The organism is Kitasatospora sp. NPDC085879 (assembly GCF_040686255.1).
In the GTDB taxonomy this organism is placed as follows: domain Bacteria; phylum Actinomycetota; class Actinomycetes; order Streptomycetales; family Streptomycetaceae; genus Kitasatospora.
In genome coordinates, this window is sequence record NZ_JBFBJZ010000019.1 from 60,536 (window position 1) to 85,810 (window position 25,275).

Consider the following 25,275-nt stretch of genomic DNA (forward strand, 5'->3'; position numbering starts at 1 on the left):
CATGATGTAGGGGTGAACGGGAGCAACGCAGACACCGCGGACGGCCATCAGCACGCACCGAGCGGGGACGGCGGCGCGGTGGGCCGCACCCGCTCCACCCCCGCGGCGCGCGGCGGCCGGTCGGGCGGCCGGGTCCGGATGACCGGCAAGCAGCGCCGCGAGCAGCTGCTGGAGATCGGCCGGTCGGTGTTCGCGGAGCGCGGCTACGACGGCACCTCGGTGGAGGAGATCGCCGAGCGGGCGGGCGTGTCCAAGCCGGTGGTCTACGAGCACTTCGGCGGCAAGGAGGGGCTGTACGCGGTCGTCGTCGACCGCGAGATGCAGCTGCTGCTGGACATGGTGACCGGGGCGCTGACCGGCGGGCACTCCCGGGAGCTGCTGGAGCAGGCGGCGTTCGCGTTGATGGACTACATCGACACCTCGACCGACGGTTTCAAGATCCTCGTGCGGGACTCCCCGGTCGCGCAGTCGACCGGCAGCTTCGCCTCGCTGATCAGCGACATCGCCACCCAGGTCGAGGACATCCTGGGGCTGGAGTTCAAGTCCCGGGGCTTCGACCCCAGGCTGGCACCCATGTACTCGCAGATGCTGGTCGGGATGGTCGCGCTCACCGGCCAGTGGTGGCTGGAGGTGCGCAAGCCGCAGAAGTCCGAAGTGGCAGCCCATCTGGTGAATCTGGCGTGGCACGGCCTGGAGGGCCTGGAGCGGCATCCGAAGCTGGTGGGCGAACGGCAGGCGTGACGGCACCGAGGTGGTCGCGTGGCGGTCTTCATTCTGGCAGTGGGGGCGGCCTGCTGCCTCGGCCTGGGCTTCGTGCTGCAGCAGCACGCCGCCCAGCGGGCGCCCAAGAGCGACCTGCTGCACTGGCGGCTGCTGCTCGACCTGGCGCGGATGCCGGACTGGCTGATCGGCCTGGGCTTCATGATCGCCGGCCTGGTGCTGAGCGCGGTCGCGCTGAGCCAGGGCGAGGTGGCGCTGGTCGAACCGCTGCTCGCCACCAACCTGGTCTTCGCCATGCTGATGGCGCGCCGGCTCACCGGGACGAGGCTCGGCCGCTCCGGCTGGGCCGGGGTGGCGCTGATCGCCCTCGGGGTGGCCTCCTTCATCGTGGCGGGCCACCCGCAGGGCGGCGGCGCGGAGGCCGGCCCGCTGCGCTTCTGGCTGGTGGTCGGGATCGTCACCGGGCTGGCCGTGCTGCTGGTGACCGTCGCCAAGCACATGCCGCTGTTCGAGGAGGCGACCATGCTGGCGCTCGCCGCGGGGCTGCTCTACGGCCTGCAGGACGCCCTGACCCGGATGACCACCGAGCGGCTGGACGAGCACGGCATCGGCGCGGTCGTGCGCAGCTGGCAGCCGTACGCGGTCGTGGTGATCGGCGTGGTGGGGCTGCTGCTGGTGCAGTCGGCCTTCGAGGCGGCGCCGCTGCGGATGTCGCTGCCGGCGCTGACCGCGGCCCAGCCGCTGACCGGGATCGCCTGCGCGGTGGGCTTCCTCGGTGACCGGCTGCGGGTGACACCGGTCGCGGTGGCCTTCCAGGTGATCGGACTGCTGGCGGTGGTGGGCGGCGTGGTGCTGCTCGGACGCCATCCGGCGATGCCGGGCCACCACCACTTCCACAAGTGACCGCGGGCCGTCGAGCGCGCCCGGCGGCTCAGTGGCGCCGGGCGACGGCGAAGATCCGGCGGAACGGGAAGACCGTGCCGTGCTCCCGCTCCGGGTAGGCCTCGCGCAGCAGCGCGCCGTAGGCGGCCAGGAACTCCTCCCGGTCGGCCGGGTCGGCGAGCCGGGAGAGGACGGGCCGCAGCGCCGTGCCCTTGACCCACTGGAGCACCGGGTCGGGGCCGGTGAGCAGGGTGAGGTAGGTGGTCTCCCAGACGTCGGCGGTGCAGTCGGCGCCGAGCAGGGTGTGCAGGTAGTCGGCGGGGTCGTGGACGCCGGCCCGCTGGGCCCCGGTGCCGAGGGCGTCCCGCCAGCGGGCGCTGCCGCGGAGATCGGCGAGCAGGGTGTGGCTGGGGGCGTCGAAGTTGCCGGGCACCTGGAAGGCGAGGACGCCGCCGGGCTTGAGGGCGGCCGCCCAGCGGGCGACCAGGGGCAGGTGGTCCGGCCCGGTGGCGCCGTCGGGGTTGAGCCACTGCAGGGTGGCGTTGGAGACGATGGCGTCGGGGCCGGCGTCGGCCGGGTCCCAGCTGCGGGCGTCGGCGAGCCGGTAGGCGGCGCGGGGCTCGCCGGTGGCACGGGCGGTGGCGAGCATCTCGGGGGAGTCGTCGATGCCGGTGAGGTGGGCGTCGGGCCAGCGCTCGCGCAGGACGGCGGTGGAGTTGCCGGGGCCGCAGCCGATGTCGAGGACGACCGGGGCGGCGGGCAGGGCGGGCATCCGGGCGACGAGTTCGTGCAGCGGGCGGGTGCGTTCGTCGGCGAAGCGGAGGTACTGCGCGGGGTCCCAACCGGTGGCGGACATGACGGCTCCAAAGTATCTCGACATCAAGATATCCAGTCGAGAGACTGCGCGTGAAAACTCTCGATGTCAAGAGACTTCACATCGACACATCCCCCGATACACTGATCGTCATGGAGGACGAGGTCGACCGTCTGGTCGCAGCATGGCGCCGTGAGCGCCCCGACCTCGACGTGGAACCGCTCGAGGTGCTCAGCCGGGTCAGTCGACTCGCCCGGCACCTCGACCGCGCCCGCCGCACCGCCTTCGCCGAGCACGGTCTGGAGCCCTGGGAGTTCGACGTGCTGACGGCGCTGCGCCGGGCCGGCACGCCCTACCAGCTCTCCCCCGGCCAGCTGCTCACCCAGACCCTGGTCACCTCCGGCACCATGACCAACCGGATCGACCGGCTCACCGGCAAGGGCCTCGTCCGTCGCCTGCCCGACCCGGACGACCGGCGCGGCGTCCTCGTCCGGCTCACCGACGACGGCCGCGACAAGGCCGACCAGGCGCTCGCCGGCCTGCTCGCCCACGAGCGCGAACTCCTCGCCCAGCTCAGCTCCGGGCAGCAGGCTGAACTCGCCGCCCTGCTGCGCTGCCTCGTCGCCCCCTTCGACCAGGCCGGCTGAGCCGCCCGCTCAGAAGCCGTCCGGGTACGGGGAGGCCAGCGCAGGCACCGGCACGGCCTCGGGCGTCCGGTAGCCCGGCAGCAGCTCCGCCAGCCGCTCCCGCACCTCGGCGTCCACGTTTCCCCGGGCCGCCTCGTACAGCCCGGTCAGCCCGCCCGCCAGGTCCTCCGGGCCGCCGCCGCCCGCCACCGTGGCGAAGATCCGGCCGTGCTCGGTCGGCAGCCGCTCCTCGCCCTCCGAGAACAGTGCCTCGTTGAGCTTCTCGCCCGCCCGCAGGCCGGTGTAGCGGATCTCCACCTCCTCGGCGCCGAGCTGCACCTGCCGGGCGAAGTTGTGCACCAGGTCGACGATCCGCACCGGCTCGCCCATGTCCAGGACGAAGACCTCGCCGCCCTCCGCCATCCGCCCGGCCTCCAGCACCAGGCCGACGGCCTCCTCGATGGTCATGAAGAACCGGGTCACGTCCGGGTGGGTGATGGTCACCGGGCCGCCGCTGCGCAGCTGCTCCGCCAGCACCGAGAGCAGCGAGCCCCGCGAGCCCAGCACGTTGCCGAAGCGCACCGCCGAGAACACCCCGGTGCCCAGGTTCCGGGCGTCGCGGGCGTTCGCCTGGACGATCAGCTCGGCCAGCCGCTTGCTCGCCCCCAGCACCGAGGTCGGATCGGCCGCCTTGTCGGTGGAGATCAGCACGAACCGCTCCACGCCGGTGGCCAGCGCCGCCTCCACCAGGTGGTCCGTGCCCAGGACGTTCGACTTCACCGCCTCGCTCGGATGCCGTTCCAGCAGCGGCAGGTGCTTGTGCGCCGCCGCGTGGAAGACCACCTCGGGCCGCAGGTCGCGGAAGATCTGCTGGATCCGCGGCCGGTCCCGGATGTCGGCGATCACCAGCGAGTCGTCGGTGAGCAGCGCCTCGCCCCAGATGTCCAACTGCAGCCGGTGCAGGTTCGACTCGTCGTGGTCCAGCATGTACAGCGCGGACGGGCCGAAGGCGTGCACCTGGCGGCAGAGCTCGCTGCCGATCGAACCGCCCGCGCCCGTCACCAGCACCCGGCGGCCCTCGATCACCGCCCGCACGTCCGCCGAGACCACGTGGACCTCGTGACGGCCGATCAGCTTGTTGACGTCCAGGCTGCGCAGGTCCGAGCCGACCACCTCGCGGCGCAGCGCCGACAGGAAGGACGGCAGGTAGCGGACGGCCACCCCGGCCGCGGCCGCCGCCGTCGCCAGCGCCCGTACCTGCTGGTGCGGCAGTCCCGGGATCGCCAGCACCACCACCTGCGCGCGGTGGGTCACCGCCAGCGGCGTCAGCTCCGCCAGCGGGCCCAGCACCGGCACCCCGTCCACGGCGGTGCCCGCCTTGCCCGGGTCGTCGTCCAGGACGCCGACCGGGGCGAGTCCGAACTCCGGGGTCCGGAGCAGGTCGCGGACCAGCGCCGACCCGGCGGAGCCACCGCCGATCACCAGAGTGCGCAGGCCCGGCGGCTCGGCGGCCACCCCTGCGGCGGCAACGGACTGTGCATCGGGACGGGCGGCAGTGCTGTTCGGCGACATCTGTCCTCCGGTCTCCCTGACCTGACGGAGTCGGTACCTGGGTGTGGCGACGGGCCGATCCCCCGCCCGGCGCGGGCGCGAGGAAACGATTCAGCCGACGCCCGGGCCTGCGTTCGAGGCGACGGTCGGCGGATGCGGTGGCGGAGCCGAGGCGGGCGGGAGCAGCGGCTCGGAGGGCGTGATCCCCGCCCGGCGGGCCACCGCGACGGCCGCGAGGGTGGAGTGCACCCCCAACTTGCCGAGGACGTTCTGCATATGGGTGCGGACGGTGTGCGGGGAGAGGTACAGCCGCTCGGCGACGGCCTGCCGGCCGAGACCGGCGACCATGCAGCGCAGCACCTCCTCCTCCCGCGGGGTCAGTGTGCCGACGAGGCGCTCGCTCTCCGTCCGGTCCCGCCGCGCGCTGGTCAACTCCCGTACCACGCCGGTCAGCAGGGCCGGCGGCAGATGCGTCTCGTCACGCAGCACACCGCGGACGACGGCCAGCAGCCGCCCCAGCGAGCTCTCCTTGGCGACCCAGCCCGAGGCGCCCGCCTGCAGCGCGCGGACCGCGCGGCGCGGGTCGTCGCCGGTCGCGAGCACCACCGCGCGCAGCGCGGGATGAGCACGGCAGATCCGGCCCACCAGGGCGATCCCGTCGCCGGCCGACAGACCGAGGGACGCCTCGCGGCGCGGCATCGGCACCACGGCGACCGGGGGGCGGCCGCGGGCCCGGGGCGGCAGCGGGCGGCCGGCCGCAGGGGTCAGGTCGGCGTCCACCAGGGCGATGTCGTACGGGCGGCCCTCGGCGGCGGCGCGCTCCAGCGCGCGTTCGGCCGCGGCCGAACTGCCGGCCGCGCCGACCTCGATCTCGGGCTCGGCGGCGAGCGCCGCGGCCAGTGCCTCGGCGAAGATGCGGTGGTCGTCGACCACCAGGACGCGAATACGTCCCATCGTTCGTCCCCCCTGCTCCGGCGCCGACCCCCACCGGTACCGGACTCAGCGTACGGGAGGGGCAGGAGAAGGGTGGGGGATTGGTGAAGTTTCTTCATCCCCTGGTGATTTGACCTTCGCGCAGCAACCACGACCGCACGTCGGGGCAGCGGGACAACCACGAGGGCGCGCCCTGAGCTCCCCTCGGTGGCTGTCCGTCAGCTGATGCGGTGGGCGCCGGGGGCGGGGATCGCGGTGAAGGTGCGGGGGGCGGCGTAGCCGGCGTCGGTGAAGGCGGTGGTGACGGCGGCGGCGACGGTGTCGAGGGTGTCGGCGGCGGTCAGGGCGATGACGGAGCCGCCGAAGCCGCCGCCGGTCATCCGGGCGCCGAGCGCGCCGGCCGCGACGGCGGTCTCCACGGCGAGGTCGGTCTCGGGGCAGGAGACGCGGTAGTCGTCGCGGAGCGAGGCGTGTCCGGCGGTGAGGATCGGCCCGAGGGCGGCGAGGTCGCCGAGGTCGAGGTGGGCGATCGCCTGCTGGACGCGGGCGTTCTCGGTGACCACGTGCCGGACCAGCGGCCGCAGTTCCGTGGGCAGCCGGTCGAGGGCGGCGTCCAGGCCCGCCGGGGCGAGGTCCCGCAGGGCGGGCAGGCCGAGGAGTGCGGCGGCGCGTTCGCAGCCGGCCCGCAGCTCGGCGTAGGCGCCGTCGGCGAGGTCGTGCTTGACCCGGGTGTCGACGACCAGGAGCCGCAGGCCGGCCCCGGCGAGGTCGAGCGGGACCTGTCGCTGGGCGAGGTCGCGGGTGTCGAGGAACAGAGCGTTTCCCTCGGTGCAGCAGACCGAGGCCATCTGGTCCATGATCCCGCAGGGGACGCCGACGAACTCGTTCTCGGCGCGCTGGGCGAGCCGGGCGAGCGCCGGGCGGTCGAGGCCGATGCCGTGCAGGTCGTTGTAGGCCGCGGCGACGACGCACTCGATGGCCGCCGAGGAGGAGAGGCCCGCCCCGGTCGGCACGTCGCTGTCGATGTCGATGTCGGCGCCGCCGACCCGGTACCCGGCCGCGCGCAGCGTCCACACCACGGCGGCCGGGTACTTGGCCCAGCCGTCCACACTGCCGGGGACGAGGTCGGCGACCCGGAGCTCCACGGTGCCGCCGCCGGTCTGCTCGCTGTGCAGGCGGAGCAGGCCGTCGGTGCGGAGCCTGACGGCGGCGCGGGCGGCCTGCGGCAGGGCCACGGGCAGCACGAAGCCGTCGTTGTAGTCGGTGTGTTCGCCGATCAGGTTGACCCGTCCGGGCGCCGCCCAGACCCCTGCCGGGGCGGCGCCGTCGTGGACGGACTGGAAACCGGTCATCAGGCTCGCTTCTCCAGGGTGAAGGCCCAGGCGTCGGCGACGATGTCGTCGAGTTCGGGGCGGCGGGGCTGCCAGCCGAGCGCCTCGTGGGCGCGGGCGGCGGAGGCGACCAGGACGGCCGGGTCGCCGGGGCGGCGCTCGGAGACGACGACGGGGATCTCGCGGCCGGTCACGCGCTTGACCGACTCGATGACCTCGCGGACGGAGAAGCCGTTGCCGTTGCCGAGGTTGCAGATCAGGTGCTCGCCGGGCTTGGCGGCGTCGAGGGCGAGCAGGTGGGCCTCGGCGAGGTCGGCGACGTGGATGTAGTCGCGGATGCAGGTGCCGTCCGGGGTCGGGTAGTCGTCGCCGAAGACGGAGATGTGCGGGCGCTGGCCGAGGGCGGCCTGGAAGACCAGCGGGATGAGGTGCGACTCGGGGTCGTGGCGCTCGCCGTAGGAGCCGTACGCGCCGGCGACGTTGAAGTAGCGGAGCGACACCGCGGCCAGGCCGTGGGCGACCGCCTCACTGGTGATCAGGTGGTCGACGGCGAGCTTGGTGGCGCCGTAGGTGTTGGTCGGCGAGGTGCGCGCGGTCTCCGCGATCGGGACGACCTCGGGCTCGCCGTACACGGCGGCGGTGGAGGAGAAGACGAGCTTGCGGACGCCGGCCTTGCGCATCGCGGAGATCAGCTCCAGCGAGCCGGCCACGTTGTTGCGCCAGTACTTCTCCGGGTCGGCGACGGACTCGCCGACCTGCGAGGAGGCGGCGAAGTGCAGGACGCCGTCGAAGGAGCCGTCGAGCACGTCGGCGGCGTCCTGGATCCGGCCGCGGACGAACTCGACACCGGCCGGGACGCCCTCGGCGAAGCCGGTGGACAGGTCGTCGAGCACGGTGACCTGGTGGCCCGCCTCCAGCAGGTGGGCGGCGACCACACTGCCGACGTAGCCGGCGCCACCCGTGACCAGGTACTTACTCATGATGCGACCTCCCGCAGGCGCTGTGCCGCCCGCTCGGGCGACACATCGTTGACGAACGCGTCCATGCCGGACTCGACGCCGGCAAGGAACTTGAGCTTGCCCACCGTACGACGAATCGTGAACAGCTCCAGATGCAGCGCCAGCTCCTCGCCGTCGAGGGCGGGCGCCTGGTGCCAGGCCGCGATGTACGGCGTCGGCTGGGCCTGCCCATTGTGCCCGGGCTCGATGAACAGCCGGTCGAAGCGGCGCAGAAGTTCCAGGTAGACGCCGGGGAACTCGGCGCGCTCGGCCTCGGTGAGCCGGGTGAGGTCGGGCACCCGGCGGTTCGGGTACAGGTGCACCTCGTAGGGCCAGCGGGCGGCGAAGGGGACGAAGGCCGTCCAGTGCTCGCCGGCCAGCACCACCCGGACGGGGTCGGCGCGTTCGGCGGCGAGCAGGTCCTCGAAGAGGTTGCGACCGGTGCGGGCCCGGTGCTCGGCGGCCCGTTCCAGGGCGCGGGCGGTCCGCGGGGGGACGAACGGGAAGGCGTAGATCTGCCCGTGCGGGTGGGCGAGGGTGACGCCGATCTCGGCGCCGCGGTTCTCGAAGCAGTAGACCTGGCGGACGTCGGGCAGCGCGGACAGGTCCGCCGTCCGGTCCGTCCAGGCGTCGAGGACGAGGCGGGCCTGCTGCTCGCTCAGGTCGGCGAAGGAGAGCGCGTGGTCGGCGGTGAAGCAGACCACCTCGCAGCGGCCGGTGCCGGGGGCCCGCTCGGCGACCGGGTGCCCGGGGCCCGTGGCGTGGTCGGCGGCGTCGGCGGCCAGTGACGGGAAGCGGTTCTCGAAGACCGCGACCTGGTAGTCGGGGGCCGGGATCTCGCTGAGCCGTCCGTCGCGGGACGGGCAGAGCGGGCACTCGTCGGCCGGCGGGTGGTAGGTGCGGCCCTGCCGGTGGGCGGCGACGGTCACCCAGTCGCCGGTGACCGGGTCCCGGCGGATCTCGGAGAGGCTCGCGGCGGGCTCCAGCGGACGCAGGTCGACGGAGTCCCGCAGGACGGAGTCGTCCGCGTCGAAGTACAGGAGCTCGCGGCCGTCCGCGAGCTTGGTGACGGTCTTCTTCACGGTGAACTGCTCCGATCTCCTCGCTCTCCAACATATTCAAACACGTCCGACCACAAGTCAACAGATGGACGGGGCGGGAGGGACTCAGGCGGACCGGTCCACCCGGTCGAGCAGTCCGGTCCGGGCGGCCACCGCCGCCGCCTCCAGCCGGGACCGGGCGCCGAGCTTCACCAGCACCCGCTGCACATGGGTCCTGGCGGTGCTGGAGGCGATGCCCATGCCGGCCGCGATGGCCGCGGTGTCCTCACCCTCGGCGATCCGCGCCAGCACCTGCGCCTCGCGCCGGGTCAGCAGCCGCAGCAGCCGCACGGCGTCGTCGTCCGGCTCGGCGGCGGGCCGCAGCAGCGCCTCGAACGCGCCCTGCAGCACCTCGACGGCGACCGCCGCCTCCCCTGCCCGGACCCGGGCGACCGCCCGCTCGACGACCTCGATCCGCTCGTCGCTGCGCACATAGCCGGCCGCCCCGGCGGCGAAGGCGGCCGCCACCCGGCCGGGGTCGCCGACCGGGCCGAGCACGACGACGGCCACCTCGGGCCGCTCGGCCCGCAGCCATCGGAGCGGGGCGAAGAGGTCCTCGCCCCCGGCCGGTTCGGCCAGGCCCAGCAGGCAGACCTCGGGCCGACGCCCGGCGACCAGGCCGCCGACCGCGGCGGCGGGGGCGCCCACCCCGAGGACGCGGTGTCCGCGCAGCCTGAGCGCGGCGGCCAGCGCCTCGGCCAGCAGGCGGTGGTCGTCGACGATCACGAGCCGAACGCCCACGGCGCCCTCCCCCAGTCCCCCGTGCCGGCCGCCGGGCGCCTCGGCACCCGGCGCGACGCTTGACGCACCATCACAGCGCATCCCCGGCGACTCCGCCAGGCCGCCCCGGGGCACCTCGCCCGAATTCGAACCGCATCGGAAAACGCCGAAGGCCCTCGCCTTGCGGCGAGGGCCTTCGTACTCTGTGGAGCCCCCATGCGGAATCGAACCGCAGACCTTCTCCTTACCATGGAGACGCTCTACCGACTGAGCTATAGGGGCTTGTTCTCGGCGTGTTCCCAGTGTTCCCCGCGAACGAGGAAGACATTACAGGGTCGGCGACCGGAAAGGGAAATCGGTCGCGGCCGTCCCGATCGGCCCCGCAGGCTCAGACCTGCGGCGCGCAGGCGCCGTCGTGCGCCTGGTCGAAGCGCTCGCGCGCCGCGACCACCTGGCCGGCGTACGACTCCACCCAGTCGCCGAGCGGGGCGATCCGCTCGGCCAGCGTGCGGCCGAGCGGCAGCAGCTCGTAGACGACCCGCGGCGGGGTCTCCGGGTGGACGGTCCGCAGCACCAGCCCGTCCCGTTCGAGCGCGCGCAGGGACTGGGTGAGCATCTTGCGACTGACCCCGCCGACCGAGCGCTGGAGTTCAGAGAACCGCTGCTCGCCGCAGGTGTGCAGGCTCAGCACGAGCAGCAGCGACCACTTGTCGGCGAGCTCCGCGAAGACGTCCCGGCTGGGGCAGACGGCCGCGAAGATGTCGAACCCCTGATCGCCCTCGGGACAGGACGCGGGGCTCTCGGTCTGCTGGTCGGCGGTCTGCTGCGGGGTGGCCATGCCGCAAGGGTAGCGCCGACGGTCTCCAATCGGGAGTTGGTAACCAGTGGAGACCTGGTCTACATTGGAGACCGCCAAGCCCGGCCGGCCCGGCCGCCCGGCCAGGCCCCCGTCCGCCCTCTTCGAGGAGTCATTCCGCATGACGACCGCCAACCGTCCCACCGTCGCCATCGCCTACCACTCCGGCTTCGGCCACACCGCCGTCCTGGCCGAGGCCGTCGCCCGCGGTGCCGCCGCGGCCGGCGCCGACACCGTGCAGATCGCCGTGGACACCATCACCGAGGAGCAGTGGACGCAGCTGGACGCCGCCGACGCGATCGTCTTCGGTTCGCCGACCTACATGGGCACCGCCTCCGGCGCCTTCCACACCTTCGCCGAGGCCACCTCCAAGCGCTGGTTCGGCCAGACCTGGAAGGACAAGCTGGCCGCCGGCTTCACCAACTCCGCCTCCAAGAGCGGCGACAAGCTGCACACCCTGCAGTTCTTCACGGTGCTCGCCGCCCAGCACGGCATGCAGTGGGTGAACCTCGGCCTGCACCCGGGCTGGAACTCCACCACCGCCTCCGAGAACGACCTCAATCGCCTCGGCCTGTTCCTGGGCGCCGGCGCCCAGACCAACAACGACCAGGGCCCGGAGGGCGTCCACAAGGCCGACATCGCCACCGCCGAACACCTCGGCGACCGGGTCGCCCGGCAGACCGCGATCACCCTGGCCGGCCGCGCCGCGCTGGCCGCCTGACACCCCGCCACGCCGCACGGCGCCGTCACCGGCCGGTCGCCGCACCTCCGTCCAGCACGGGGGTGCGGCGGCCGGCCGCCGCCAGTTCCGCCCCGCGGGTCTCCGGCAGGCCGAGCAGGCACAGCACCGACACCCCGCCGAGCGCCGCCAGGTACCAGCCGACCGGCACCGCCGTGCCGTACGCCGCGGTCAGCCGGGTCGCCACCAGCGGCGCCGTCGCCCCGCCCACCACCCCGGCCAGGTTGTACGTCAGCGCCGCCCCCGTGTAGCGCACCCGGGTCGGGAACAGCTCCGGGAGGTACGCGGCGACCGGCCCGAGCATCGCGCCGAGCACCGCCATCGCCCCCAGCAGGGCGAGCCCGATCCAGGCCGTCCGGCCGGTCTCCAGCAGCGGGAACAGCACCGCCGACCAGCCCGCCGCGAGGGTGGTCGCGGCCATCAGGGTGCGCCGCCGGCCGAACCGGTCGCTCGCCCGCGCGCTCAGCACCACCGTGCCGCCCTTCAGCACCGCGCCGGCCAGCAGCAGCCCGAGCACCAGGGTCCGCCCGACGCCGAGGTCCGCGGTCGCGTGCGCCAGCGCGTACGTGGTGGTCAGGTAGAACAGCGCGTACCCGGACATCACCGCGCCCGCGCCGAGCAGCACCGGGCGGCCGTGCCGGGACAGCACCTCCGCCACCGGCACCCGGGGCCGCCGCCGCTCCGCCCGGAACAGCGGGCTCTCCGCCACCCGCAGCCGGACGAAGAGCCCGATCGCCACCAGCACCAGCGACGCCAGGAACGGCACCCGCCAGCCCCAGGCGAGGAACGCCGCCTCGTCCAGCACGCCGCCCAGCAGCAGGAACACCGCCGTGGCGAGGAAGAACCCGGCGCACGGCCCGAGTTGCAGCAGCCCGCCGTACCGGCCGCGGCGACCCGCCGGGGCGTGCTCCGCCACCAGCAGCGCCGCCCCGCCCCACTCGCCGCCCAGCCCCAGGCCCTGGCAGAAGCGCAGCACGGTGAGCAGCACCGGCGCCCAGGCGCCCCAGCGCCCGTAGTCGGGCAGCAATCCGACCGCCGCGGTGGACAGGCCCATCAGCAGCAGCGACACCACCAGGGTCGCGCGCCGGCCGAGCCGGTCGCCGAAGTGCCCGAAGGCGACGGCGCCCAGTGGGCGGGCGACGAACGCCACCGCGTAGACCGAGAAGGCCGCCAACAGCCCGCCGGCCGCGCCGAGTCCGGGAAAGAACACCCGGCCGAACACCAGCGCGGCTGCGGTGCCGTAGATGAAGAAGTCGTAGAACTCGACGGCGGTGCCGAGGAGGGCGGCGGAGGCCGCCCGGCGCAGCGCCGGCGAGGGTGCCGAGGGGGTGTCATGTGTCATGCCGTCAGCCTGGCAAGGCGCTGACCTGCGCGGACAGCGGGCACACGGGTGATTCGGCAGCGAACGGCCGAACGGGAGCCGGGGTGGTGCGCCGTCCCGGGTACGGCGGTATGGTGGCCGCCTCCGGATCCGAAAGGGCGCACGTGGCCGACGTGTTCGACAAGAACGGTGTGTTCGACAAGCTCTTCGCGGTGCTGTGCCTCGCGCTCAACCTGCTGCTGCTCGACCTGGGCGTCACCCAGTACCGGCACGGCGGCTCGGCCGCCTGGGCGCTCTTCGCCGCGGCGCTGCTCCTGGCCTCGGGCTGGGAGACGGCCCGCCGGTTCCGCCCGCGCCGCTGAGGGCCCGCTGCTGATGGCCCGGCGAGGGGCGCCCGGCTGCGGACGCCCCTCGGCCGATTCCTAGACCTGCTCGGCGAGTTCGAGCCAGGCCATCTCCAGCTCCTCCTTCTCGTCGCGGACCTTGCGCAGCTGCGCGTCCAGTTCCGCGACCTTGGAGAAGTTGGCGGCGTGCTCGGCGAGTTGGGCGTGCAGCTTGGACTCCTGGTCGTCCAGCTTGGCGATCTGCCGCTCCAGCTTCTGCATCTCCTTCTTCGCCAGCCGGGTGTCGGCGGCGGGCTTCGCCGGCGCGGCCGGGGCCGCCACGGCGGCGGGGGCGGTCGCCTCGACCATCCGGGCGCGGCGCTCCAGGTACTCGTCGATGCCGTTCGGCAGCATCCGCATCCGCCGGTCGCCGAGCAGCGCGTAGACGGTGTCGGTGGTCCGCTCGATGAAGAACCGGTCGTGGCTGATCACGATCATCGAACCGGGCCAGCCGTCGAGGACGTCCTCCAGCTGGTTGAGGGTCTCGATGTCGAGGTCGTTGGTGGGCTCGTCGAGGAAGAGCACGTTCGGCTCGTCCATCAGCAGCCGCAGCAGCTGGAGGCGGCGGCGCTCGCCGCCGGACAGGTCGCCGACCGGCGTCCACTGCTTGTCCTTGCCGAAGCCGAACTGCTCGCAGAGCTGACCGGCGCTCATCTCCCGGCCCTTGCCGAGGTCGACCCGGCCGCGGACCTGCTCGACGGCCTGCAGCACCCGGGTGGCCGGGTCCAGTTCGGCGACCTCCTGGGAGAGGTACGCCAGGCGCACCGTCTTGCCGACCTTGATCACACCGCCGGACGGCTGCACGTCGCCCTCGGTGGCGTACGCGGCCTGCATGGCCCGCAGCAGCGAGGTCTTGCCGGCGCCGTTGACGCCGAGCAGGCCGATCCGGTCGCCGGGGCCGAGCTGCCAGGTGACGTGGTCCAGCAGGTGCTTGGGGCCGGCCTTGATGCTCACGCCCTCCAGGTCGAAGACGGTGCGGCCGAGGCGGGCGTTGGCGAACTTCATGAGCTCGCTCTTGTCGCGCGGTTCCGGCACGTCCGCGATCAGCGCGTTGGCCGCCTCGATCCGGTAGCGCGGCTTGGAGGTGCGGGCGGGCGCGCCGCGGCGCAGCCAGGCCAGCTCCTTGCGGGCCAGGTTCTGCCGCTTCTGCTCCTCGGTCGCCTCGATCCGGGAACGCTCGGCGCGGGCGAAGACGTAGTCGGAGTAGCCGCCCTCGTACTCGCGGACCTCGCCGCGCTGCACGTCCCACATCCGGGTGCAGACCTGGTCCAGGAACCAGCGGTCGTGGGTGACGCAGACCAGGGCCGACCGGCGGTTCTGCAGGTGGCGGGCGAGCCAGGCGATGCCCTCGACGTCGAGGTGGTTGGTGGGCTCGTCCAGGACGATCAGGTCGGGCTCGCCGAGCAGCAGCTTGGCCAGCGCGATCCGGCGGCGCTCACCGCCGGAGAGCGGGCCGATCACGGTGTCCAGGCCGTCCGCGAAGCCCGGCAGGTCGAGCCCGCCGAACAGGCCCTCGATGATGTCGCGGATCCTGGCGTCGCCGAGCCACTCGTGGTCGGCCCGGTCGGCGATCACCTCGTGCCGGATGGTGGCCTTCGGGTCGAGGGAGTCGTGCTGGGTGAGGACGGCCATCTGCAGCCCGCCGGAGTGGGTGATCCGCCCGCTGTCCGGCTCCTCCAGCTTGGCGAGCATCCGGATCAGGGTGGTCTTGCCGTCGCCGTTGCGCCCGACGACGCCGATCCGGTCCCCCTCGCTGACGCCGAGGCTCACCCCGTCCATCAGGGCACGGGTGCCGTACACCTTGGTGACGGACTCGATGGTGGCGAGGTTGACGGCCACTGCTGCTGCGCTCCTGGGAGGGGGTCGAGAGAGGTCTCCGACCACCCAGCCTAGTGGGCACCCGGAAGCCGCCCGGCCCGCTGCTCCGACGCGGTACCGTGCGAGAAGTCGCAGCAGCGAACCGGAGAGCGGGAGGTGTGCGGTGACGGCAGTGGAGGACCGGCCGCAGATGCTGGCCGAGGAGTTCGAGCGCATCGCCGTGGCGGCCGAGCGCGAGGGTGTGCGGATGGAGTTCATCCACGGGCGGATGGGGGTCAAGGCAGTGCCCGACGGCGACCACGACGAGATCATCCGCTGGGTGATGGAGCAGTGCATGCAGCAGCGCCCCGATCTCTGGCTCTACCCCGAACGTGGACTGCGGGTGGAGACCTACCGCAAGGGTCACGCCAAGCCCGACGGGGTGCTGTCTCCAAAGGGGAGTTTCGCGGGCCAGGGCGAGTGGGCCTCAGCCGACCGGGCCGTGATGGTGGTCGAGGTGACCTCCTACGACACCGACACCGACCGCCGCGACCGGGACGAGAAGCCGCGCGCCTACGCGGAGACCGGCATCCCGGTCTACCTGCTGGTCGATCGGGACAGCTGCGAGGTGCTGGTCTTCAGCGAGCCCGAGGACGGCCAGTACGTGAGCCTGGTCCGGCGGCCTTTCGGCAAGACCGTCGTGCTGCCCGACCCGGTCGGGATCAGCCTGGAGACCGAGCCGTTCAAGGCCTGGGTGCGCTGACCTCCGCGCCCCGGACCGGGCCGTGGGTGGCGTGGGCCGCCCGGCAGGTGCCGGAGGCGGTGAGGGCGGCGGCGATCGCGGTGGCGGCGTCGGCGTCCTTGGCGAGGAAGGCGCAGGTCGGGCCGGAGCCGGAGACCAGGGCGCCGATCGCGCCGGCCTCGGTGCCAGCGGCCAGGGTGTCGGCGAGCGAGGGCCGCAGCGCCAGGGCCGCTGCCTGCAGGTCGTTGGTGAGGGCGGCGGCGAGGGCCACCGGGTCGCCGGAGGCGAGGGCGGCGAGCAGCGCCGGGTCGGCGTCCGGGGTGGGGACGTCGGCCGCCGAGGAGCCGGTGCCGGCCTCCTCGCGGAGCCGGTCGCACTCACGGAAGACGGCCGGGGTGGAGAGCCCGCCGTCGGCGACCGCGAACACCCAGTGGAAGGTGCCGGCGACCGGCAGGGCGTCCAGGATCTCGCCGCGGCCGCGGCCCAGCGCGACGCCGCCGAGCAGGGCGAACGGCACGTCGGAGCCGAGTTCGGCGGCGAGCTCCAGCAGGGTGTCGAACGGGGTGTCCAGGCCCCACAGGGCGTCACAGGCGACGAGGGCGGCGGCGCCGTCCGCGCTGCCGCCGGCCATCCCGCCGGCCACCGGGATGGCCTTGGCGATGTGCAGGTGGACGCCCGGGTCGCCGAGGCCGTGGTGCGCGGCCAGCAGCCGGGCGGCACGGGCGGCGAGGTTGGTGTCGTCCAGCGGGACGGAGGCCGCGTCGGGGCCGGTGCAGGAGAGCGTGACGCCCTCGCCGGGGGTGGCGGTGACCTCGTCGAACAGGCCGACGGCGAAGAAGACGTTGGCCAGGTCGTGGAAGCCGTCGGCGCGCAGGCCGCCGACCCCGAGCTGGACGTTGACCTTGGCGGGGACGCGAACCGTGATCATTTCTGGGCCTCGGGCTTGTGCTCGGCGATGGCGGCGAACTGTTCCACCGTCAGCATCTCGCCGCGCAGCTTGTGGTCGATCCCGGCGGCGGCCAGCGCCTGTTCGGCGCCGGCCGGCGAGCCGGCCCAGCCGGCCAGGGCGGCCCGCAGGGTCTTGCGGCGCTGCGCGAACGCGGCGTCGACGACGGCGAACACCTCCGCGCGGGAGGCGGTGGTCTTCGGCGGGTCGCGGCGGATCAGCGACACCAGGCCGGAGTCGACGTTCGGCGCGGGCCAGAAGACGCTGCGGCCGATCGCGCCGGCCCGCTTCACCTCGGCGTACCAGTTGGCCTTCACCGAGGGCACGCCGTACACCTTGTTGCCGGGCTTGGCGGCGAGCCGGTCGGCGACCTCGCTCTGCACCATGACGAGGGTGCGCTCGATGCTCGGGAAGGTCTGCAGCATGTGCAGCAGCACCGGCACGGCGACGTTGTAGGGCAGGTTGGCGACCAGCGCGGTCGGCGCCGGGCCGGGGAGCTCGGTGACCTCCATGGCGTCGGAGAGCACCAGGTCGAAGTCCTTCGCCTTATCCGGCATCCGGGAGGCGACGGTGGCGGGGAGGTGCTGGGCGAGCAGCGGGTCGATCTCGACCGCGGTGACGTGCGCGGCGACCTCCAGCAGGGCCAGGGTGAGCGAGCCGAGCCCCGGGCCGACCTCGACCACGCTGTCCTCGGCGGTCACCCCGCCCGCGCGGACGATCCGGCGCACGGTGTTGCCGTCGATGACGAAGTTCTGGCCGCGCTGCTTGGTCGGCTTCACGCCGAAGGCGGCCGCCAGCTCGCGGATGTCGGCCGCGCCGAGCAGGTGGTGGTCGGCGGCGGGTGCGGGATCGGTGCTGCTCACCCCGCAAGGATACGGGCGCCGCGGCGGCTCAGAGTTCGACGACCTGCTTGAGGTCGATCTCCACCGGGAACGGCACCGCCGTGACCAGCAGTCCTTCGATCGTCAGTACCCGAAGGCGCGGGCGGTGTTGTCGGCGATCGCGGTGGCCATCTCGTCCTCCCCGATGCCCCGGTGCGCGGCCATGGCGCGGAGGGTGACCGGGATCAGGTAGGGGGCGTTGGGGCGGCCGCGGAAGGGGTGCGGGGTGAGGAAGGGGGCGTCCGTCTCGATCAGGACGCGGTCGAGCGGGGTCACCGCCAGGGCCTCGCGCAGGGCGTGGTTGGCCTTGTAGGTGACCGGGCCGGCGAAGGACAGGTACCAGCCGTGCTCGGCGCAGACCTTGGCCATCTCGGCGTCGCCGGAGTAGCAGTGGAAGACGGTGCGTTCGGGCGCGCCCTCCTCCAGCAGCAGGGCGATGACGTCCTCGTGGGCATCCCGGTCGTGGATGACCAGGGCCTTGCCGTGCCGCTTGGCGATCTCGATGTGGCGGCGGAAGGACTCCTTCTGGATGTCCACACCCTCGGGGCCGGTGCGGAAGTAGTCGAGGCCGGTCTCGCCGACCGCCTTGACGTGCGGCAGGGCGGCGAGCGCGTCGATCTCGGCGAGTGCCTCGTCGAGGGCGGCGGCGCCGCCCGGGGCCCGGTGCTGCCCGGACCAGCCGTCCGGGTCGCCGAGGAAGATCCGCGGCGCCTCGTTGGGGTGCAGGGCGACGGCCGCGTGCACGGCGTCGAACTCGGCGGCGAGCGATGCCGCCCAGCGCGAGCCGCGCACGTCGCAGCCGACCTGGACGACGGTGGTCACCCCGACCGAGGCGGCCTTCGCGAGGCCCTCGGCGGGGGTTCCGTTCTGCATGTCCAGGTGGGTGTGCGAGTCGGCCACCGCCACGGCCAGGGGTTCCGGCAGTGGCGGCGGGGTCGACCGGTCGTCGTCCTTCTTGGCCATCAGGAGGCGGGCTTCTCTTCCAGGCGGGGGAACAGGATGTCGCCCTTGGTGACGGTGGTGCCGGCGGGCAGCCGGCCCCAGTCGGCGACGGTGGCGATGGTCTGGTCGGCGAGCGCGCCGAGCGAGTCCTGGGCGCCGAGTGACTCCCACAGCTTGCCGGAGGCGGTCGGCATCACCGGGTTGAGCAGGACGGCGGTGGCGCGCAGCGCCTCGGCCGCGGTGTAGAGGATGGTGGCGAGGCGCGCCTGGCCCTCCTCGGACGTGTCCTTGGCGACCTTCCAGGGCTCCTGCTCGGTGAGGTAGCCGTTGACCAGCTTGACGAACTCGAAGATCGCCGCGATGCCGCCGGCGAAGTCCAGCTCCTCGCCGATCTTCCGGTCGGCCTCGGCGGCGGCCCTGGCCAGGCCGTCGACGACCGCCTGCTCGGCCGGGCCGGCGGCGGTGGCCGCGGGCAGCGCGCCCTCGAAGTACTTGCCGACCATGGCGGCGACCCGGGAGGCCAGGTTGCCGAAGTCGTTGGCGAGCTCGGAGGTGTACCGCGCGGTGAAGTCCTCCCAGGAGAACGAACCGTCGGTGCCGAACGGGATCGCCCGCAGGAAGTAGTAGCGGTAGGCGTCCACGCCGAAGTGCGAGGTGAGGTCGGTGGGCGAGATGCCGGTCAGGTTGGACTTGGACATCTTCTCGCCGCCGACCATCAGCCAGCCGTTGGCGACGACCCGCTTGGGCAGCGGCAGGCCCGCGGCCATCAGCATGGCCGGCCAGATGACCGCGTGGAAGCGGAGGATGTCCTTGCCGACCAGGTGGACGGAGGCCGGCCACAGCTCGGCGAAGCGCTCCGGGTCGGCGCCGTAGCCGGCCGCGGTGATGTAGTTCTGCAGCGCGTCGACCCAGACGTAGAGGACGTGCTTCTCGTCCCAGGGCAGCGGTACGCCCCAGTTGAAGGTGGAGCGGGAGATCGAGAGGTCCTGCAGGCCCTGCTCGACGAAGCGCAGCACCTCGTTGCGGGCCGAGGCCGGGGCGATGAAGTCCGGGTTGGCCGCGTAGAAGTCCAGCAGCTTGGGGCCGTAGGCGGAGAGCCGGAAGAAGTAGTTCTCCTCCTCCAGCCACTCGACCGGGCGCTTGTGGATCGGGCAGAGCTTCTCGTCCTCGGTGGCGCCGGGGAGCAGTTCGCCCGGGAGCTTGTACTCCTCGCAGCCGACGCAGTACGGGCCGGAGTAGCCGCCCTTGTAGATCTCGCCCTTGTCGTGGAGGTCCTGGACGAACTCCTGCACGCGGTCGGTGTGCCGCTGCTGGGTCGTCCGGATGAAGTCGTCGTTGGCGATGTTCAGGTGCTGCCAGAGCGGCTTCCAGGCCTCCTCGACCAGCTTGTCGCACCACTCCTGCGGGGTGACGCCGTTGGCCTCGGCGGTCCGCATGATCTTCTGGCCGTGCTCGTCGGTACCGGTGAGGTACCAGACGTTCTCGCCGCGCTGGCGGTGCCAGCGGGTGAGGACGTCGCCCGCGACCGTGGTGTACGCGTGGCCCAGGTGCGGGCGGTCGTTCACGTAGTAGATCGGGGTGGTGACGTAGTACGCCGAGCGCGTGGCCTCGGTGGTGGTGTGGTCTTCAGTGGCCGCCATGCCACCGAATCTTAGTCGCGCGGGGGAACCGCCCTCGACCGATTACCGGCCCGGGGCGGCCCCGCGCGGCGGCCCTGGCGGGCCGGGTCTCAGTCGGCGCGGTGGCCGAAGAAGCCGAACCAGCGGCGGCGCTGCCCGGCGGGCACCGCGTGCTGCTGCTCCTCGGGCGCGGTGCGCCGGGGCTCGTCGGGCTCAGGGTGGCTCTGGTAGCCGGGGGCGTGGTGGACCTGGCCCTCGGCGCCGGCGACCCGGCCCTCGCGCATGATCCGGACCTTGTGGCCTCCGCAGCCCGGGCAGGTGGGCTCGCGCAGCGGCGAGGGCACCCGGACGCCGTTCGCCTTGTACTCGAAGACGATGCGGCCCTCCCGGTCCACGTGGTGCTCGATGTCGTACGCCTGCTCCCAGCCGTAGCCGCAGCTCAGGCACGCGAAGGAGTACGCCTCCCGAACGATCTCGATCTTCGGGGGCCGCCGGGTGGTCAGTCCGACGCCGCTGGGCGCTTCGCCAGTCAGAGGGCTACCGATCGTCTCGCTCATAGCCGTCTCCCAGGTGCCCGCCGGACGGTCGTCCGGCTCGGGTCTTCCATCTCGGACAATGCCCGCGCGGGCCGGTTTCCCACCCGACTTGTCAAGTCTTGGACGTGCGTTGGGAAGACCTGTACGCAGCCGGTGAAACGCGGGCACTGCCGGGGTGCTTCCCTCCACGGTACGCGCGGCACCCCCGGGGAGCACTCCTGGTCAGCCCGCGTTCTTCGCGGCCACCACGGCGTCGAAGACGTCCCGCTTGGGCAGGCCGAGATCGGCGGCGACGGCCGCGATGGCCTCCTTGCGGCGCTCGCCGGCCTCCTCCCGGACGGCCACCCGGCGGGCGAGCTCGGCGGGGCCGACGGCCTCCGGCGCGGCCGGCGGGGCGCCGGCCACCACGACGGTGATCTCGCCCCGGACGCCGTCGGCGGCCCAGGCGGCCAGCTCGGCGAGCGGGCCGCGGCGGACCTCCTCGTACGTCTTGGTGAGTTCCCGGCAGACCGCGCCGGGGCGGTCGTCGCCGAAGGCCTCGGCCATCGCGGCGAGGGTCTCGGCGATCCGGTGCGGGGCCTCGAAGAAGACCATGGTGCGCGGTTCGGCGGCGACGGTCGCGAGCTGGCGGGCCCGGTCTCCGGCCTTGCGCGGCAGGAAGCCCTCGAAGGTGAAGCGGTCGACCGGCAGCCCGGAGAGGGCGAGCGCGGTGAGCACCGCGGAGGGCCCGGGCACCGCGGTGACCCGGATGCCGGCCGCGACGGCCGCGTCGACCAGCCGGTAGCCGGGGTCGGAGACCGACGGCATGCCGGCGTCGGTGACCAGCAGCACCCGGGCGCCGCCGCGCAGCGCCTCGACCAGTTCGGGGGTGCGGGCCACCTCGTTGCCCTCGAAGTAGGAGACCACCCGGCCGGTCGGGGCGACGCCGAGAGCCTGGGTCAGCCGGCGCAGCCGCCGGGTGTCCTCCGCCGCGATGACGTCGGCGTCGGCGAGCTCGGTGAGCAGCCGGGGCGGGGCGTCGCTCACGTCGCCGATGGGGGTTCCTGCCAGCACGAGTACACCTGTCACGGGCACCATCCTCCCAGGGCCGGGGCGGTGGCGGTGCGGCCGGGCGAACGGTGACGAACCGGGCAGGTTCGCGGGGAGCTTCGGAGGGGCCCTCCTCCTTCCGGTGGAGCGCCCCTACGATGTGGCGCGTGAGCGGCGACACGTCATCCGAGGCGCCTGGGGGCGCGGACCACACCGACCAGGGCGGCGTGGCGCTGCTGAGCGCGTCCACCGCGGCGCCCGGCGGCGCACCCGCGGTTCCGGGCGTGCCCGGGCCGCGCGGGCCGGAGCCGGAGCCCGAGCGCCCGTTCTGGCAGCGGCGGCTGGAGCGCGTGGGCTACCGCGCGGCGGAGCCGGTGCCGGTGGCGGAGCGGCTGGTGCCGCCGATGCCGGACGGCCCCGGGGTGACCCCGGCGGTGGTGCCGCCCTCGCCGGTGCTGCTGCAGCTGGGGCTGCGCCTGCCGGACGGGCTGTGGTCGTGGCTGTGCCGCTGGTCGGGCTGGATCGGCCCGGTGGCGGTGGCGGTCTTCGGCGGCCTGCTGCGGATGTGGCACCTGGGCACGCCGAAGGCGCTGATCTTCGACGAGACGTACTACGCCAAGGACGCGTACTCACTCTGGCGGGGCGGCTACGAGACCAGCTGGGCGGACGACGCCAACAACCTGATCACCGCCGGGCACCCGACGGTGCCGTACCGGGTGGACCCGGCGTACATCGTCCATCCGCCGGTCGGGAAGTGGATCATCGGCCTGGGCGAGCAGGTCTTCGGGATGAACCCGGTCGGCTGGCGGTTCATGACGGCGGTGCTGGGCACCCTGTCGATCCTGATGATCGCCCGGATCGGCCGGCGGCTGTTCCGCTCGACGCTGCTGGGCTGTGTCGCGGGGCTGCTGCTGGCGGTCGACGGGCTGCACTTCGTGATGAGCCGTACGGCGCTGCTCGACCTGGTGGTGATGTTCTGGTTCGTGGCCGCGTTCGGCTTCCTGCTGCTGGACCGCGACCGCACCCGGGGCATCGTGGCGCGCCGGCTGGAGAGCGGTGCGGGCGCGGACTGGCTGTTCCTGGGCTGGCGCCCGTACCGGCTGGCGGCGGGCGTGTCGCTGGGCCTGATGACCGCGACGAAGTGGAGCGGCCTGTACGCGCTGCTGGCCTTCGCGGTGATGAGCGTGCTGTGGGACGCCTCGGCCCGCCGGGCGGCGGGCGCCCGGCAGTGGTGGCTGTGGGGCCTGTTCGACGCGGTGGTGGCGCTGCCGCTGCTGTTCGTGGTGACCGTCGGGGTGTACCTGGCCTCCTGGACGGGCTGGTTCCTCAGCAGCACGGTGCCCGGCAAGGGCGGCTACGGCCGGGACTGGGCGGAGCACCGGGCCGGCCTGTCGCCGGACCACGTGCTGGGGCTGCCGCTGTCGCAGGTCGACCTGAGCTGGGTGCCGGCCGGGCTGCGCAGCCTGTGGCACTACCACGCCACCATGTACGACTTCCACGTCCACCTGACGAGCCCGCACACCTACCAGTCGAACCCGTGGAGCTGGCTGCTGCTGGGTCGGCCGGTCTCCTTCTTCTACGAGTCCCCGAAGGCCGGGCAGGCGGGCTGCACCGCCGCCGAGTGCGCCCGCGAGGTGCTGGGCATCGGTACCCCGGTGCTGTGGTGGGCGGGGATCGCGGCGCTGGCGTACTGCCTGTACCGCTGGGCGCTGCGGCGGGACTGGCGGGCCGGGGCGGTGCTCTGCGGGCTGGCCGCGGGCTACCTGCCGTGGTTCGGGTACCAGCAGCGGACGATCTTCCTCTTCTACGCGGTCGCCTTCGTCCCGTTCCTCGTGCTGGCGGTGACCATGATGATCGGCGCGATGCTCGGCCCGGCGGGGGCCGGACGGGACCGCCGGCTGGTCGGCGGCGCGGCGGCGGGTCTGCTCGTTTTCGCGGTCATGTGGAACTTTCTGTACTTCCACCCGCTGTATACGGGAGAGACGATCCCGATGGACGACTGGCGTGCCCGGATGTGGTTCACCAGCTGGATCTGACCGCGGCCCGGCGGCAACGGATGTGTCACATGTGACCACCGTGTCGCGGGTGCACGCACGTTCGGTGTTCTACCGTGGTGCGGTCGGCCGTCGGGCTATACCCATGGGGGGACACCGTGCACAAGGGCGTGAAGATCGGCATCGGCACCGTCTGTGTCGCGATGCTGGCCGTCGGGGGGTACGGGGCGTACAACATCGCCTCGGCGCTGACCGGCGACGACAAGCCGAAGGGGCCGCGGACGGTCGTGGCCGGCTCGCCGACCGAGCAGCAGGCCGCGGAGGCCGCCAAGGCCTTCCTGGCGGCCTGGTCCAAGGGCGACCTGGAGGCGGCCGGTGCCGAGACCGACCGGCCGGACACCGCCGACGCCGCGCTCGTGGCCTTCCGGACCAAGCTGAAACCGAGCGCGATCACGCTGACCGCGGGCGGCCCGACCGCCGCCCCGGCGGGCGCGCCCTCGCCGCAGTCGGCCAACGCGGCCAAGGCGGTCATGCTGTCCTTCTCCGCCAAGGTCGAGTTCGCGGGCTCCGCCAAGGCCTGGACGTACGACGGCGTGCTGCCGATGGTGAAGATGAGCGACGGCAAGGCCGCCGTGCAGTGGAGCTCCACGGTGGTGCACCCGCACCTCGGCGAGGGCAGGACGATCGACGTGAAGCCGGTCTTCGCGCAGGCCGCGCAGGTCACCGACCGCAAGGGCCGTTCGCTGGCCGCCTTCCCCTCGCTGACCGGGCTGCTGGACGTCTTCAAGCAGGGCACCTCCGGCGACCCGGCGGACGCCGGCAGCGGCGTGGTGATCTCGGACGACTCGGGGAAGGCCAAGCCCGAGCAGCTCTTCGTGATCACCGAGCCCAAGCCGGTGCCCTCACTGCGGCTCACCCTGGACGCCCAGCTGCAGCAGGCCGCCGAGGAGGCGGTGAAGGAGCAGTCCAAGGGCGGCGCGCACAAGGCCTCGCTGGTCGCGATCGAGCCGAGCACCGGCAACGTCCTGGCCTTCGCGAACGCCCCGACGGGCGGCCAGAACCGGGCCTTCGCCGGCGGCACCGCGCCCGGCTCCACGATGAAGGTGCTCACCGGTGCGGCCCTGCTGGAGGCCGGGGTCACCCCGCAGACCCCGATCGCCTGCCCGTCCAACACCACGGCCGGCGGCCAGCCGGTGGCGAACGACTTCCCCGAGGCCCACCCGGAGTACACCTTCCGGCAGGACTTCGCGCAGTCCTGCAACACCGCCTTCATCAACGCGGGCAACGACAGGCTGAAGGCCGACAGTCTGCCGAAGATCGCCAAGGAGGTCTTCGGTCTGGGGCTGGTCTGGCACACCGGCCTGCCGGCCTTCGACACCGACATCCCGGTGCCGTCCAACATCAACGGCGCGCTGCCCGAGTTCATCGGCCAGGGCAAGATCCGCACCAACTCGCTGGCGATGGCCTCCGTCTCGGCCACCGTGCAGAACGGCACCTTCCACCAGCCCGTGCTGGTGCCGGGCAAGAGCGACATCGCCAAGGCCTCCCGGAACCTCGACCCGAAGGTGCTGTCCGACCTGCGCTCGCTGATGCGGGCGGTGGTGACGGAGGGCACCGCCCGCACGCCGATGGCCGGGATCAGCGACGTCTACGCCAAGACCGGCACGGCCGAGGTCGACGGCAAGGAGACCAACGCCTGGTTCACCGCCTACCGCGGCAACCTCGCGGTGGCCGCCGAGGTCGAGGGCGGCGGCCACGGCGCGCAGGCGGCCGCGCCGGCCGCCGCGAAGCTGCTGCGGATCGGCAACGGCTGAT

Annotated in this window: 24 protein-coding genes and 1 tRNA gene; 8 read left to right on the forward strand and 17 right to left on the reverse strand. The window is 73.3% G+C overall.

Going from position 1 to position 25,275, the window contains the following annotated elements:
• The first annotated feature begins 78 nt into the window (after positions 1-78).
• Complete coding sequence (locus AB0P35_RS16885) at positions 79-741, forward strand: TetR/AcrR family transcriptional regulator (RefSeq protein WP_257019282.1); 663 nt, start codon at positions 79-81, stop codon at positions 739-741.
• An 18-nt stretch (positions 742-759) separates the two neighbouring features.
• Positions 760-1,623, forward strand: a complete 864-nt coding sequence (locus tag AB0P35_RS16890) for a DMT family transporter (RefSeq protein WP_095873435.1) — start codon at positions 760-762, stop codon at positions 1,621-1,623.
• 28 nt (positions 1,624-1,651) lie between these two features.
• Here the strand turns inward: AB0P35_RS16890 and AB0P35_RS16895 are convergent, their stop codons facing one another.
• Complete coding sequence (locus tag AB0P35_RS16895; protein ID WP_363511339.1) at positions 1,652-2,458, reverse strand: methyltransferase domain-containing protein; 807 nt, start codon at positions 2,456-2,458, stop codon at positions 1,652-1,654.
• A gap of 110 nt (positions 2,459-2,568) precedes the next feature.
• On the opposite strand from AB0P35_RS16895, the gene AB0P35_RS16900 reads away from it, so the two are divergent.
• Positions 2,569-3,063, forward strand: a complete 495-nt coding sequence (locus tag AB0P35_RS16900; protein WP_363511341.1) for a MarR family transcriptional regulator — start codon at positions 2,569-2,571, stop codon at positions 3,061-3,063.
• 9 nt (positions 3,064-3,072) lie between these two features.
• On the opposite strand, the gene AB0P35_RS16905 is transcribed toward AB0P35_RS16900, so the two are convergent.
• From AB0P35_RS16905 to AB0P35_RS16940, 8 genes are all read right to left on the reverse strand, one after another.
• Entirely contained in the window at positions 3,073-4,614 is a 1,542-nt protein-coding gene (locus AB0P35_RS16905; protein WP_363511343.1) for a nucleoside-diphosphate sugar epimerase/dehydratase, read from the reverse strand.
• Between the two features lie 90 nt (positions 4,615-4,704).
• The gene (locus AB0P35_RS16910; protein ID WP_363511345.1) at positions 4,705-5,547 is read right to left on the reverse strand and encodes a response regulator transcription factor; all 843 of its coding nucleotides are present in this window, start codon (positions 5,545-5,547) and stop codon (positions 4,705-4,707) included.
• A 197-nt stretch (positions 5,548-5,744) separates the two neighbouring features.
• Positions 5,745-6,878, reverse strand: a complete 1,134-nt coding sequence (galK, locus tag AB0P35_RS16915; RefSeq protein ID WP_363511347.1) for a galactokinase — start codon at positions 6,876-6,878, stop codon at positions 5,745-5,747.
• A complete protein-coding gene (gene galE / locus AB0P35_RS16920; RefSeq protein ID WP_095873441.1) occupies positions 6,878-7,837 on the reverse strand; it encodes a UDP-glucose 4-epimerase GalE in 960 nt (319 codons plus the stop codon). Before galE ends, galK begins: the two co-directional genes overlap by 1 nt.
• Positions 7,834-8,937: a galactose-1-phosphate uridylyltransferase gene (gene galT / locus AB0P35_RS16925; protein ID WP_363511349.1), complete on the reverse strand. Its 1,104-nt coding sequence runs from the start codon at positions 8,935-8,937 to the stop codon at positions 7,834-7,836. Before galT ends, galE begins: the two co-directional genes overlap by 4 nt.
• A gap of 84 nt (positions 8,938-9,021) precedes the next feature.
• Complete coding sequence (locus tag AB0P35_RS16930) at positions 9,022-9,696, reverse strand: LuxR C-terminal-related transcriptional regulator (protein ID WP_095873443.1); 675 nt, start codon at positions 9,694-9,696, stop codon at positions 9,022-9,024.
• A 185-nt stretch (positions 9,697-9,881) separates the two neighbouring features.
• Positions 9,882-9,957: transfer RNA gene (locus AB0P35_RS16935), tRNA-Thr, on the reverse strand.
• Positions 9,958-10,063: 106 nt separating this feature from the next.
• Complete coding sequence (locus tag AB0P35_RS16940) at positions 10,064-10,513, reverse strand: helix-turn-helix domain-containing protein (protein WP_095873444.1); 450 nt, start codon at positions 10,511-10,513, stop codon at positions 10,064-10,066.
• Positions 10,514-10,652: 139 nt separating this feature from the next.
• Here AB0P35_RS16940 and AB0P35_RS16945 point away from each other — a divergent pair, with 139 nt between their 5' ends.
• Positions 10,653-11,252 carry a flavodoxin family protein gene (locus AB0P35_RS16945; protein ID WP_363511351.1) on the forward strand — a complete coding sequence of 200 codons (600 nt, stop codon included), beginning with the start codon at positions 10,653-10,655 and terminating at the stop codon, positions 11,250-11,252.
• 25 nt (positions 11,253-11,277) lie between these two features.
• Here AB0P35_RS16945 and AB0P35_RS16950 read toward each other — a convergent pair whose 3' ends face one another.
• Complete coding sequence (locus tag AB0P35_RS16950; RefSeq protein ID WP_363511353.1) at positions 11,278-12,612, reverse strand: MFS transporter; 1,335 nt, start codon at positions 12,610-12,612, stop codon at positions 11,278-11,280.
• 143 nt (positions 12,613-12,755) lie between these two features.
• Here AB0P35_RS16950 and AB0P35_RS16955 point away from each other — a divergent pair, with 143 nt between their 5' ends.
• Positions 12,756-12,953 carry a hypothetical protein gene (locus AB0P35_RS16955; RefSeq protein ID WP_144298624.1) on the forward strand — a complete coding sequence of 66 codons (198 nt, stop codon included), beginning with the start codon at positions 12,756-12,758 and terminating at the stop codon, positions 12,951-12,953.
• Between the two features lie 60 nt (positions 12,954-13,013).
• Here AB0P35_RS16955 and AB0P35_RS16960 read toward each other — a convergent pair whose 3' ends face one another.
• On the reverse strand, positions 13,014-14,813 hold the full coding sequence (locus AB0P35_RS16960; protein WP_363511355.1) for an ABC-F family ATP-binding cassette domain-containing protein: 1,800 nt from the start codon (positions 14,811-14,813) through the stop codon (positions 13,014-13,016).
• Between the two features lie 142 nt (positions 14,814-14,955).
• Here AB0P35_RS16960 and AB0P35_RS16965 point away from each other — a divergent pair, with 142 nt between their 5' ends.
• Positions 14,956-15,534: a Uma2 family endonuclease gene (locus AB0P35_RS16965; RefSeq protein WP_363511357.1), complete on the forward strand. Its 579-nt coding sequence runs from the start codon at positions 14,956-14,958 to the stop codon at positions 15,532-15,534.
• On the opposite strand, the gene AB0P35_RS16970 is transcribed toward AB0P35_RS16965, so the two are convergent.
• The 6 genes from AB0P35_RS16970 to rsmI all read right to left on the reverse strand — a co-directional run bounded on the left by AB0P35_RS16970 (position 15,515) and on the right by rsmI (position 21,505).
• On the reverse strand, positions 15,515-16,441 hold the full coding sequence (locus AB0P35_RS16970; RefSeq protein WP_363511359.1) for a 4-(cytidine 5'-diphospho)-2-C-methyl-D-erythritol kinase: 927 nt from the start codon (positions 16,439-16,441) through the stop codon (positions 15,515-15,517). The two genes, AB0P35_RS16965 and AB0P35_RS16970, sit on opposite strands and share 20 nt — an antisense overlap.
• A complete protein-coding gene (gene rsmA, locus AB0P35_RS16975) occupies positions 16,438-17,322 on the reverse strand; it encodes a 16S rRNA (adenine(1518)-N(6)/adenine(1519)-N(6))-dimethyltransferase RsmA (protein ID WP_363511361.1) in 885 nt (294 codons plus the stop codon). The genes AB0P35_RS16970 and rsmA overlap by 4 nt, the downstream gene beginning before the upstream one ends.
• A gap of 102 nt (positions 17,323-17,424) precedes the next feature.
• Positions 17,425-18,303 carry a TatD family hydrolase gene (locus tag AB0P35_RS16980; RefSeq protein WP_363511363.1) on the reverse strand — a complete coding sequence of 293 codons (879 nt, stop codon included), beginning with the start codon at positions 18,301-18,303 and terminating at the stop codon, positions 17,425-17,427.
• Positions 18,303-19,922, reverse strand: a complete 1,620-nt coding sequence (metG, locus tag AB0P35_RS16985) for a methionine--tRNA ligase (RefSeq protein WP_363511365.1) — start codon at positions 19,920-19,922, stop codon at positions 18,303-18,305. The genes AB0P35_RS16980 and metG overlap by 1 nt, the downstream gene beginning before the upstream one ends.
• Positions 19,923-20,011: 89 nt before the next feature.
• Positions 20,012-20,458 carry a hypothetical protein gene (locus tag AB0P35_RS16990; protein ID WP_363511367.1) on the reverse strand — a complete coding sequence of 149 codons (447 nt, stop codon included), beginning with the start codon at positions 20,456-20,458 and terminating at the stop codon, positions 20,012-20,014.
• Positions 20,459-20,659: 201 nt separating this feature from the next.
• Positions 20,660-21,505 (reverse strand): 16S rRNA (cytidine(1402)-2'-O)-methyltransferase, encoded by an 846-nt coding sequence (gene rsmI / locus AB0P35_RS16995; protein WP_363511369.1) that lies wholly within the window; start codon positions 21,503-21,505, stop codon positions 20,660-20,662.
• A 119-nt stretch (positions 21,506-21,624) separates the two neighbouring features.
• On the opposite strand from rsmI, the gene AB0P35_RS17000 reads away from it, so the two are divergent.
• Together AB0P35_RS17000 and AB0P35_RS17005 are read left to right on the forward strand one after the other, a co-directional pair.
• On the forward strand, positions 21,625-23,502 hold the full coding sequence (locus AB0P35_RS17000; protein ID WP_363511371.1) for a phospholipid carrier-dependent glycosyltransferase: 1,878 nt from the start codon (positions 21,625-21,627) through the stop codon (positions 23,500-23,502).
• 116 nt (positions 23,503-23,618) lie between these two features.
• The gene (locus AB0P35_RS17005; RefSeq protein ID WP_363511373.1) at positions 23,619-25,274 is read left to right on the forward strand and encodes a penicillin-binding transpeptidase domain-containing protein; all 1,656 of its coding nucleotides are present in this window, start codon (positions 23,619-23,621) and stop codon (positions 25,272-25,274) included.
• The last annotated feature ends 1 nt before the right edge of the window (position 25,275 follow it).

Excerpts from the sequence above, each read along its gene's own strand:
- AB0P35_RS16895 (WP_363511339.1), bottom strand. The coding sequence starts at position 2,458 with ATGTCCGCCACCGGTTGGGACCCCGCGCAGTACCTCCGCTTCGCCGAC.
- AB0P35_RS16900 (WP_363511341.1), top strand. The coding sequence starts at position 2,569 with ATGGAGGACGAGGTCGACCGTCTGGTCGCAGCATGGCGCCGTGAGCGC.
- AB0P35_RS16905 (WP_363511343.1), bottom strand. The coding sequence starts at position 4,614 with ATGTCGCCGAACAGCACTGCCGCCCGTCCCGATGCACAGTCCGTTGCC.
- AB0P35_RS16910 (WP_363511345.1), bottom strand. The coding sequence starts at position 5,547 with ATGGGACGTATTCGCGTCCTGGTGGTCGACGACCACCGCATCTTCGCC.
- galK (WP_363511347.1), bottom strand. The coding sequence starts at position 6,878 with ATGACCGGTTTCCAGTCCGTCCACGACGGCGCCGCCCCGGCAGGGGTC.
- galE (WP_095873441.1), bottom strand. The coding sequence starts at position 7,837 with ATGAGTAAGTACCTGGTCACGGGTGGCGCCGGCTACGTCGGCAGTGTG.
- AB0P35_RS16940 (WP_095873444.1), bottom strand. The coding sequence starts at position 10,513 with ATGGCCACCCCGCAGCAGACCGCCGACCAGCAGACCGAGAGCCCCGCG.
- AB0P35_RS16945 (WP_363511351.1), top strand. The coding sequence starts at position 10,653 with ATGACGACCGCCAACCGTCCCACCGTCGCCATCGCCTACCACTCCGGC.
- AB0P35_RS16950 (WP_363511353.1), bottom strand. The coding sequence starts at position 12,612 with ATGACACATGACACCCCCTCGGCACCCTCGCCGGCGCTGCGCCGGGCG.
- AB0P35_RS16970 (WP_363511359.1), bottom strand. The coding sequence starts at position 16,441 with ATGATCACGGTTCGCGTCCCCGCCAAGGTCAACGTCCAGCTCGGGGTC.
- AB0P35_RS16980 (WP_363511363.1), bottom strand. The coding sequence starts at position 18,303 with ATGGCCAAGAAGGACGACGACCGGTCGACCCCGCCGCCACTGCCGGAA.
- metG (WP_363511365.1), bottom strand. The coding sequence starts at position 19,922 with ATGGCGGCCACTGAAGACCACACCACCACCGAGGCCACGCGCTCGGCG.
- AB0P35_RS16990 (WP_363511367.1), bottom strand. The coding sequence starts at position 20,458 with ATGAGCGAGACGATCGGTAGCCCTCTGACTGGCGAAGCGCCCAGCGGC.
- AB0P35_RS17000 (WP_363511371.1), top strand. The coding sequence starts at position 21,625 with ATGTGGCGCGTGAGCGGCGACACGTCATCCGAGGCGCCTGGGGGCGCG.